Origin of the sequence: Mesorhizobium sp. M7A.F.Ca.US.005.03.2.1 (assembly GCF_003997795.1) — a bacterium.
GTDB classification, from domain to species: Bacteria; Pseudomonadota; Alphaproteobacteria; order Rhizobiales; family Rhizobiaceae; genus Mesorhizobium; species Mesorhizobium ciceri.
This window is the reverse complement of record NZ_RZRP01000135.1, coordinates 1-10,232: the sequence shown is the minus strand read 5'-3', so window position 1 is coordinate 10,232 and position 10,232 is coordinate 1. Positions and strand designations below refer to the sequence as shown.

At 53.4% G+C, this 10,232-nt stretch carries 7 protein-coding genes and 1 pseudogene; 5 read left to right on the top strand and 3 right to left on the bottom strand.

Annotated features, from left to right (window positions below; genetic code table 11):
- Nucleotides 1–324: helix-turn-helix domain-containing protein (locus EN991_RS10480; RefSeq protein WP_164768957.1), on the top strand; the 324-nt coding region annotated here is incomplete at its 5' end.
- A gap of 253 nt (nt 325–577) precedes the next feature.
- Here the strand turns inward: EN991_RS10480 and EN991_RS10475 are convergent.
- On the bottom strand, nt 578–847 hold the full coding sequence (locus EN991_RS10475) for a hypothetical protein (protein WP_127368700.1): 270 nt from the start codon (nt 845–847) through the stop codon (nt 578–580).
- A gap of 669 nt (nt 848–1,516) precedes the next feature.
- Here EN991_RS10475 and EN991_RS10470 point away from each other — a divergent pair.
- Together EN991_RS10470 and EN991_RS10465 are read left to right on the top strand one after the other, a co-directional pair.
- The gene (locus tag EN991_RS10470) at nt 1,517–3,676 is read left to right on the top strand and encodes a prolyl oligopeptidase family serine peptidase (RefSeq protein ID WP_164753612.1); all 2,160 of its coding nucleotides are present in this window, start codon (nt 1,517–1,519) and stop codon (nt 3,674–3,676) included.
- Nucleotides 3,677–3,724: 48 nt separating this feature from the next.
- A complete protein-coding gene (locus EN991_RS10465) occupies nt 3,725–4,144 on the top strand; it encodes an SET domain-containing protein-lysine N-methyltransferase (protein WP_206519184.1) in 420 nt (139 codons plus the stop codon).
- 42 nt (nt 4,145–4,186) lie between these two features.
- Here the strand turns inward: EN991_RS10465 and EN991_RS10460 are convergent, their stop codons facing one another.
- The gene (locus EN991_RS10460; protein ID WP_127368698.1) at nt 4,187–5,434 is read right to left on the bottom strand and encodes a hypothetical protein; all 1,248 of its coding nucleotides are present in this window, start codon (nt 5,432–5,434) and stop codon (nt 4,187–4,189) included.
- Nucleotides 5,434–5,748 (bottom strand): hypothetical protein, encoded by a 315-nt coding sequence (locus EN991_RS10455; protein ID WP_127368697.1) that lies wholly within the window; start codon nt 5,746–5,748, stop codon nt 5,434–5,436. Before EN991_RS10455 ends, EN991_RS10460 begins: the two co-directional genes overlap by 1 nt.
- Nucleotides 5,749–6,523: 775 nt before the next feature.
- Here EN991_RS10455 and EN991_RS10450 point away from each other — a divergent pair.
- Nucleotides 6,524–9,466 (top strand): adenylate/guanylate cyclase domain-containing protein, encoded by a 2,943-nt coding sequence (locus EN991_RS10450; protein WP_127368696.1) that lies wholly within the window; start codon nt 6,524–6,526, stop codon nt 9,464–9,466.
- Between the two features lie 385 nt (nt 9,467–9,851).
- A pseudogene (locus EN991_RS10445) lies at nt 9,852–10,232 on the top strand (transposase); the annotation flags it as partial.

Genomic DNA, 10,232 nt, shown 5'->3' with positions numbered 1-10,232 from the left:
CCTCTGGCACGCGCCATGATTGAACTGTTGTGCGCACGGCTGCGTTGGGTCAGCGGCGAACTCGGGGATCAGGCTTTCTTTGGCATCGAGGCCAGACTGGCGAAGCGACTGGTCTTTTTAGCAGGCGTCATAGCGGATGGATCAGGCTGGATACCGATCTCCCAGTCCGAACTGGGGGAATTCCTGGGCGCCACGCGAGAGTCCGTCAATAAGACGCTCAACGACTGGCGCAACCGTTCGATCATCGCAATCAAGCGTGGTGGCCTGCGAATAAGGAACGCCGGTGCTCTTCGTCACATCGCCGAGTCGCACGACGGCGACTGATGTCGCCTATTCACAAGAGGCGAGCGCGAGTATCGGCGCTGCGAAATCAGATTGTGCAATGAAGACCGGCTCCGGGTAAACAAATCGTCCTCCCGGCGCGGTGACGAAGCAAGATCACCTGTTCCCAGGATGGATCGGGTTCTGCCAGTGCTGTCGCGCGACCTATTGTCGGGTCCTACTAAAGTCCATAGGAATGTCGCGACCCGCTTTGGGAAGCGGAGCGGTGGCGCTAACCACCGCCCCTATCTGGATCTCAGTTCCGGCAATCCGGGCCCAGAGGGTCGTACTCTCTTGGGCTGACCCCTATGCACTTGGAGTTCGAAGCGCCACCCGCGATCCCGATCGATCCTGTCTGGAAGCCGTACGCTTCTTCAGAAGCCATTGAATGTTGACCCTTGAACTCACCCGGGGTTTCGAAGTCACCATTGTCGGCACGAAGGCTGTGGACGAAGGTGGAGTCGATCGCGAACGAAGGTGTCGTGAAGACCAGAAATGCAGACGCAGTCATAACGAGCTTATACATGTTTCTCTCCCTTGGTTGTTGGCACCACAAAAATCTGTGATGAGAACGGAATTGGCTTAGTCTCAAAGGCCAACTTCCTCTTTGGATTTTGATCTTTGCTATTTTACTAGATCTATCCGCAAGAGAGGCTAAATTGCCTGTTCTGACGTCTGTTGTACGCCGAGCGGAGAATTTGTATGTGAAGGAATTCACAAGGGGTTCCTAATATGGCCGAGCGCTTTATTGGGCAAACTTCCCGCCTTTAGGCTGAAGGCAACGCCAATAGCTTCCATGGCCCGCGACAGTGACACTCTATGGTTCCGCGAGAGCGCCATTGCTGCAATTCGATCCCCAGGTAGGATTGGCACGCCACACAAGCTCTTGATGAGGACGATATTTGCCGAGTTGGATCGTCTAGCCGGAGGCCCAGCCCTCGCGCCGCGGATCTACAGAGAACGAAGCGGCCCACGGGGTACGTTCGATCATCGACGAAGCTCACCAAACGAAGCTCACCACTTGCGAAATCCATCCACACGGCCGGCACCTGCTAGGTCGCACGCTATGGATGTCTCTAAAGTGGGGGCGTGAGGCGTCTCCAAGGTTCTCTGGGCATCAGATTTGGAGAAGCGTATATTCACCTTCGGACTTCTGTACGCGAACCAACTCGCGATTGGGCTAAGGAGAATGATCATGGGCGGAACGGGACCCTATGGTTTCAAGAAAAAAGCCTGTGCAGCTCTCGTGATATTGTTGACGCTATGTATGAAATTTGGATTCGCCGAGGATTTAAATTCAATTCGTATCAAGAAGTCGACGGTTACCTGTCCTGATAGGAACTTTGTGTCTAGTAATCACCGACGAAACGTCGGTATAGACGATTATGATTGCATGCAACCACCGACAGATTTACGAGTTACGGGGGATGGCAACTACATAGCGTTTGTACGTGCAAACAGGATTTCCGTAATTTCTTCGAGCGGCGAGCCGGTTTTAAATGAACCCGAGGTGAGTTGGTCCCCGCGCTGGGACTCTCAGGCCCACAAGCTGAGTTACCTACTCGTAGATAAAGATATGAACGTATATATCATTTATGTCGACATAGTCGGTTTGAATGCGTCTATATATGATCGGAAATACATCGGAAATTACTTTGGAGATCTAAATATCTCGCCTGACGGAAAGAGATTGCTATTTTCCGGAGCAAAATTAGCCACGGCCATAGACAAAGATATCAGGAGAAGGAATGCGAGCAACTCCTGCGGGTGTAGTCCTCAATGCTCGCAAGCGCACGCCATCTACAGCCTTCAATCGGATCAAGATTGCGGTCCAAGCACTGAGCCCAAGCCCATTGTAGTAAACGCAGTTCAATTCAAGGCGGACGGTGGCGGTTACGTATCAGAAAATTCGCAGGATCGTATCTTTACGCAAGTGCTCGAATCGGACGCTCTGGTTCAGCTTACTGGTGATACGCCAAATGGTAAGGCAGGTCTGAATGAAGACTCGGAGCCGGCCTGGTCTCCTGATGGGGGCCGCGTTGCGTTTATTCGTGAATACCCGAGTGAACTAAGATATCGCAGCGAAATCTGGATCACCTCGGCAAACGATGGAAAGGGTGGCTCTGCAATGCGCTTGACGCGCGGTTCGGCGGACAGGCGTTCCCCGGCATGGAGTAACGATGGAAAAAGCATAGCCTATCTATCAGCCGCCGAACGCCACGGTCCATACGCTGTCAAACGATTAGCTATAGTATCTGTCACCACTCGAAGAGAAATAATCCTCACGCACGGTTCTCGACAGAACGTACTGGCATTTCGCTTCTCGTACGACGGAAATTTTTTATACTATCTCTACGCAAGGTCGGGTGGTCAGTACCTCGCGCGTGTCTCACTTAAGACCTACAATTCTGAGGACGTGTTAAGCGGCGATCTCTTCATTACGAGTTTCGATGTGAATCATGACAACCAGCCTGTCGCGGTGATGAGCGCACTTAACACAGCCTCCGAAGTCTACGTTGTTCCATCTGCTGGAAAATTCGGTTCCGTTACAAATTTCTATGGAGCTTACCTAGATGGGATTAACGTGGCATCGAAGACTCACATGTCGGCGCGAGCTGCAGACGGGACAGCATTCGACATGTTCGTCACGAAGCCCGCGGATTTTGATCCGAAGCGGAAGTATCCGGCTATACTGAATATCCATGGGGGGCCTCAGGACGAGCAATTTCACTTCGGCTTTGATATCGTATCACAGCTCTATGCTGCGAGCGGCTTTATAGTGATCGAACCGAATCCGCCTGGTTCCCTCGGGCAACAACAGGTGGTTGTGTCTCGTATCTTCCGCAACTGGGGTTGCACCGCCAAACCTGCCGTTCTCTCTGCTCTTGATCAAGTGATAGCGCAAGGTCAAGTCGATCCGAAAAAGTTGTTCGTTACCGGCTATTCCTATGGAGGCTATATGACGAACTGCGTCATCGGGCGGGCGCCGACGAAGTTTCGCGCGGCAGCATCGGGGGCGGGCGGCAGTTTTGTCGCCGCCGATTTCGGGCCCGACATGTGGTTGAAATGGTATGTGTGGGAACTGGGGTCGCCTTGGCGCCATCGTCAATTCTACGATGCGGTTTCTCCAATTCACTTCGTGAACAGAGTGCGGACGCCAACAATATTTCTTAGTGGAGATGCGGATTGGAACGTCCCTATATACAACTCTGAGCTTATGTATCAGGCGCTTAAGCTGAACGGGATTGAAAGTCGACTGGTTGTATTTCCGGGTCAAAATCATACGAATTGGAGTACGGAACGGAGCCAGTATTACCATTCAACGGTGTTGGAATGGTTCAAGAAATACCGCTGATGCAAAGCTATTGTGCCGTGTCCCGACGCGATGGCGTATCGGTTATTCATGGCTGTCGGTGTTAGAATGAGAGCCAAATCAACCTTACGGCATAGCCACCAAGTCGAGATGAGGTGGGCAAAAGGAAAGGGGCGCGGCGTCTATGCGCGCGAAGAGATCAAGAAAGGATCAGTTATTGAGGTGGTTCCTGTCATTATAATTCCGGTGGCAGAGGTACATGCCTGGAATTCTAACTTTGGATTATTTGACTACGTATTTAACTGGGAAGACGGAATAATGGCTATTGCTCTCGGATATGGGTCTCTTTACAACCATAGCTTTCTTCCGAATGCGAAATTCAGTATCGGGACGGAGCTCACTATTACATTCAGCGCTATTCGTCGTATTTGTGCCGGCGCTGAAATAACCATCAATTACAACGGGCCACCTCGTAGTCGCGCTGCAATGGATTTCACCGTTCTGGAATAAAACGGCAAAAAGGGAACCTTGATGCCGTGAGAGCGAAGTCCGTTACGGAACTCGATTGAAACGGTGTCGGGCCGTCGTCTGTTGCAAATGCTCCGGGATGGACTGTTTCCCAAGCTGAAACGCCAGAGGCACATTGTTCGAAAATGGCCAAGGCGCGGCTATATTGTCAGCGATATTCCGGAATCGCGGATCGGACCACAACATCGCCATTTGGCTCTGTGGCAAACGCCGGATCACATTTTGCGCCGCCAACTCAAGAAAGTCGTATCCAAGAGCCTGTCCTATAGCGAGATCGCAATCTCGCAGGCGTAAGATTGTTTTTTGTACGGCCAAAGCGATGTCGCCAATAAGCATTGCCTTGCTGCTTTTTCTGTCGAGCTTGGACCACAATGGGCCCCTATAGATCCAATCTGCTATCAGAGAAAGGCAGTTCGGCAGAGATACGTAAAAGCCGCCCACACCCACGTAATGTTCGAGCGTGATGACCTTATGCGTGAAGTTGGCTGGAAGAAACAGTGTGTCGTTGGGACCGACAATGCACCAACGCGCGCTCGGCATGGAAAGCCAAACCTTCATGTCGAACTGCGGACTCGTTGTCAGAAGCAAGCGCTCCACGTCCTGAAGGCCAGCTGCCAAGCCGGCGTACGTATCCCAGAAGATCCAGAGCTTCCTTCCCTCTAGGCAAAAGTTGCTGCTGTCAGGATCATCCGAATGAGAGTCTGTAACCATGCCTTCGGCACTGATGACGAAGCTAAACATCTCCTGGCTTCTTGCCTTGTCTGAAGCCTTGAGCAGCAAATTAAAACTGCTGAGCCTCGAAGGATCGATAAGCTCCTCCATAAATGTATTCCGGATGTATAAATCCGATATACCGAAGACTTCAGTCTGCTTTTGCCACAATTCAGCAATTTCGCATGGCCGAAGTTGCACCCTGCGCCCTTCGGCGCGCATCACAACGGAGTAGGTCGCCTCATCGCTGCTCTCGGCCATTCGTTTAACAATGCAGTGGGCGGCATCACGCAAGCCGAGCACATCGAGAGGAGACCTCACGGGTGAGGGATGGCCCACTAAAACCGCCGGTTCCCGGTTTGCCATCGCCTCGAACAGACGCTCTCTGGAATACTCTTGAGGCGGCACATACCGCGCCATCATGCGATCATAATCTATCCGGGACAGATCTATGCTGGGATCAAACGAGCCCGCCTTCGAGACGCTTTCCCACAACGCTTCTTGGTTCCCATCCCACACATTAATTCCCCGAAACGCCGCTGCGGAGCGCAGCGAGTGCATTAAGACACAAGTTCGTCGCCGGTGCCTGGATCACGCCTGTCCTGCGGCCGGGTAGGATTGCCGCCTTTTCCTTTACCCTTGCCGCCCTTGCCTTTACCCTTGCCGCGCTCGCCTTTGCCCTTGCTGCCCTTGCCTGCTAGCCGAACAGCCTCGGATGTGAGCGTGAGATCGAGGTTGCCACTTAACATCAACTCAAGGTCATGCAAGCGTGAGCTCATGGAGATGATTTGCTGCGCCTGTTTGCTGAGCAAGCTGCCCAGTCGATTGACTTCCGCAGTTACGCTCTCAATCGTTTTACCCTTACCGCCAGCCATCGCTTTCCTCCACCGAGATCTGATCAATACTTCCCCTGGTTTCGACATAGAATGAATAGCGCACTCTTAGTTGCGTCGATGCCGCGATAGAATACCAGTTGGCGCTTAATTCACCTCATGCATCCGGGAACCGCGGCCCATATCGCAACACGAGCATCAATACCGACCAACCGTAGCACCGGTAACACAGATGGATCAATCTTACAAAAGTGGACGAAGGCCGCCGCACGGCATTGAACTCGGATATCGACGTTTTCGGGATGGCGTTCGTTCTGATTGTATGGGCCGCGTTCACTCGGAGAATGCAGCGATGTTTAATGTCGCCGACAAGCCGCGACCGCGGCTGTTTTGGCCATTTTGCTAAGATCGAGGGGCTTGCGGGCGCTCTCGCAATGGTGACCATCGACGGCAAGACTCGCGCGGCAGCCACGATCGTTCCGAGGAGGTGCCGCGTTGCACCTTGGTGTCGGCCTTCGCCATGCGCGAGCGCGGCCGAGGGAAGCTGCCAACAGGAAACGATCCCGCTTTTTTGGATCGGCTTCCTGCCCCGTGTGGTTTGTATAGCGCTCTGATGATGATCGACACGTCATTGCCTGCCGACGCAACCCGAAGTCATTAGCCATCGAGAACTGTCTCCTCCGAGTCTCGACGCCACCTCCAACGAGGACCAATGCCGACAACGCAAATCCCATCGTCGATGATTTGAGTTGGCATGTATCCAAACGTTGAGCTAGCTTTCTGTCTCATGTTACGCGAGGTTTGACGACTTTACGAAATGGTAAGCGTTCCTCTCAATCAGCGTCGTGTCATCTCGATTGTCCACGTCGACATCGTTAACTCGACATCCTTCATAGAGGAGCGGGACCCCGAGCGAATTCGTGAGATCCTGCAGGCCTATTTTCGACGTTGCGATGCGCTCGTTGAAGGTTTTGGGGGAACGATAGGTCACCATACGGGCGATGGGTTTCAGGCTTTTTTTGGCTACCCCTCCGCATCCGAAGATTCGGCATTCATGGCTTTAAGTGCAGCAGTAGCGTTGCGGGAGATGCTGGAATCTTTGAGTTCCGTCGATCGATTCACTTGCAGACTGGGGGTCGCGACCGGGAAAGTGATAGTCGACGCCCCTTCCGACGGCGAGGGAAAGAAGGGTCTGATGGCGTTCGGCGCAACGGCTCACATGGCGGCTCGCCTCGAACAAGCCGGTCTTCCAGGCCAGATTCTCGTGGACGATTCGACAATGCGACTTTGCTCCTCGAAGTTCTCCTTTCGGTCGTCCGGGACGCTCAGTTTGAAGGGGTTCTCCCAGAGTTACACGGTCTGGGAAGCGCAACATCCACTTCCACATGCTTCACGCTTTGTTCCGCTGCATCTCAGCCCGTATGTCGGGCGAACCGAAGAGCTTAATCTGCTTAAAAGCCGCTTGAAGGCGGTCAGCGACGGCCACGGACAAGTGGTAACGATCGTCGGGGAGCCGGGCATTGGAAAATCTCGACTTGTCCATGAATTTGTCAGGGATCTGCCTAAATTGACGGTTGTAACCTTGAAATTTCAATGTGATAGCCAATATATTTCTACGCCGTTACATCCTTGGATCCATAGTGTAGAGCGTCTGGCGGGCATTGAGTACGCCGACGATTTTTCAGTTCGCGCAACGAAGCTACAAGCCTATTTGCGCAAGGTCCTCCTATTTGAGGACTCACTTGCAGAATATGTCTGCGAGTTAATTGGAGGGAGCCAAAGTTCTGTAGGTGACCGTCCGTCATCACAACGGCTAGCAGAGCTCCAATCACAGTTAATCCATATAATTCTGCAGGCGGCGAGCGCTTATGCATTGGTGCTTATTGTGGAAGATATCCAGTGGAGCGACGAATCAACGCTGGAAACCATCCAAAAACTAATTGATCTTATAGAAACTGAAAGAGTTTTTGTATTGTTGACAAGCAGACCGACGGTCAACCCGTTGCGTAGCGTGTCGATGACGCTCCTCTCCCTTACGCGCCTGGACTCGGAATCGACACGATATCTGATCTCAGAGTTGAGCAATCGCGGATCAGGGATATCAGATGCCATGCTAGAGCGGATTCAACGAGTCAGCAGCGGCAATCCGCTGTTTGTCGAGCAGTTGACGGAGCATTGTGTCGCTACAAGCGATTTGCGCGAGGTCCAGACACAAGGGAACGGAGCGTTGCCGATCCCAAACCCGCTCCATGGAATATTGATGGGGCGATTTGATACTTCGGGAGATTGCAAATCCGTCGCTCAGCTTGCATCAGTCCTGGGCGACCGCTTCAGCGAAAACATTCTCTCCGCAATCATGGGGGTCGAACTCGACTATGTGAAACGTCAGATCGAAACGCTGATTGAGCTGAGAATATTTCGCAGGGTGCGCAGCGAGGGGTTATATTCCTACGAGTTCTGCCACGCTCTTGTGCGCGACGCCATATATTCGAGCCTGCTCAAATCGGACTCGCAGCAAATGCATCGAACCATTGCAGAGCATTTGGTGATGCATTGGGATGGCATCGTTCCCGATGAAATAGTCGCCCACCACTATGAATGTGCCCACGACACCGTGAATGCCCTGCGCAAGTGGCTCTCGGCGGGCCGCCGAGCCTTACGGACTGGCGCCACTAGCGAGGCATCGGCGCTGCTCAGAAGAGCGCTTTCGCTGGCTGAGCAATCGCCCAACGAAGAGCCAATCCTGACCGATCTGCAGCTTATCTACTTATCGTACGGCGTCGCACTGAACGCGTCTCAAGGAATTGCAGCGAACCCACTTGCCTACATGGTGCGAGCTGAAGAGGTCAGCACGCGCCTTGGAAATGACAATGAAACGTTTGAAGCGCTTACTTGGCAGTTTGGTTTGCATTTCAATGCTGGCAACATCGTCCAATCGATCCGGCCGTCTGAAAAGATGAAAATATTGGCGGCAAAGGTCAATGATCAGATTGCAATGGCCAGTGCATGTCAGGGAATGGGAATGGCCGAATTCATGTTAGGTAACTTTCAAAACGCCCGAACCGAATTCGATCTGGCCTTGACAGTTGCGGCTGGCATGAAATCCGGCGTGCACTGCTTTCCCAGTATGACGCTTAGCTATCTTGCATGGACACTCCTGCTATTGGGCTTCGACAAGATGGCCACCGATAGTGCCGAGAACGCAGTTTTAAGCGCGCGAACCGAATCCTCCCACGCCCTGGCGACGGCTCTCAGCAACTGTTGCTATGTGTTCCAGTGCATGGGCCGAAGTGACAAGATATACGAACTGAATTCTGAGCTCGTCGAACACACACGGAAGTATGGAGAGCACATCTATCTGAGTCGCGCGAACATAATGCGAAACTGGGCGGACGCGACGAGCGGCAACGTCATTGGCGCGCTCGACGAGATGTCTAGCAACATTCAATTTTTAGTGCAGTCAAAGGAAGAGATTGAAACAACGTTCCTATATTCTTTACTAGCGCAGGCTCAGCTTAAGTTCGGAAATTACGACGACGCCAAGCGAAATCTCCATATCGCGTTGACCATCTCCGAGAAAAACCATGAAAGATTTTACCTAGCTGAAATCTACAGGCTGATGTTTGAGGCAGAGATCATGAAATCGTCCGACGTGGGCCGGGACGCGGGACTTCACTACCTGCAGCGCGCCAAAGAAACGGCATTGTCGCAGGGCGCTCGTTGGTGGCTCGCGAAAGAACATATGGATTGGGTCGCCTGAACCACCGGCTGGCGTCTGCGGGAAGCGGCGATTGCATTGTCGCTCCTTGCCGACAACACCGTTTCATATTGACGTAAATGCCGCGCGTGCAAGTGCCGCCGAAGAAGGCGAAGGCCGGTCGTGGACCTCGCCGCGGCCGGCCGATGCACATCAGTAAAGTTTGTCGCGCCATCACGATCGCCCGGGTTGCGAACTGGAAGTCGTCAAAGGTGCGGGCCGAGCTCCACAGAGCTCCGTCAAGAGGCTATCAAGGCCTCTCCGAGCTGGATATCCCTTCCATGACAAGGACATTCTCGTCACCGCCTGCGGCCGCAGCGCTCGTGACCTTGCCCCTCTGATCTAGTCCGGGTTGAAGTTGGTTCTGGCCCATCGAGAGGACCAGGACATGAAACGTAGCCGCTTCTCTGAAGAGCAGATCATCGGAATTTTGAAGGAACATGAGGCCGGGGTATCGGTTGCCGATCTGTGCCGCAAGCACGGGGTCAGCGACGCCTCGATCTACAACTGGAAGGCCCGCTTCGGCGGGATGGATGTCTCCGAGGCTCGGCGACTGAAGGCGCTGGAGGCCGAGAACGCGCGGCTGAAGCGGCTTCTGGCCGACGCCATGCTCGACAATGCCGCGTTGAGGTGACGCCCGCGGCCAAGCGGAAAGCTGTCGCTCGCCTGAAGGAAGGCTTCGGGATGAGCGAACGGCGGGCGTGTAAAGCCATCGGCTGTTGCCGCATGACGGTTCGCTACCAGACCAGCAGGCCGGACGACCGCGAGG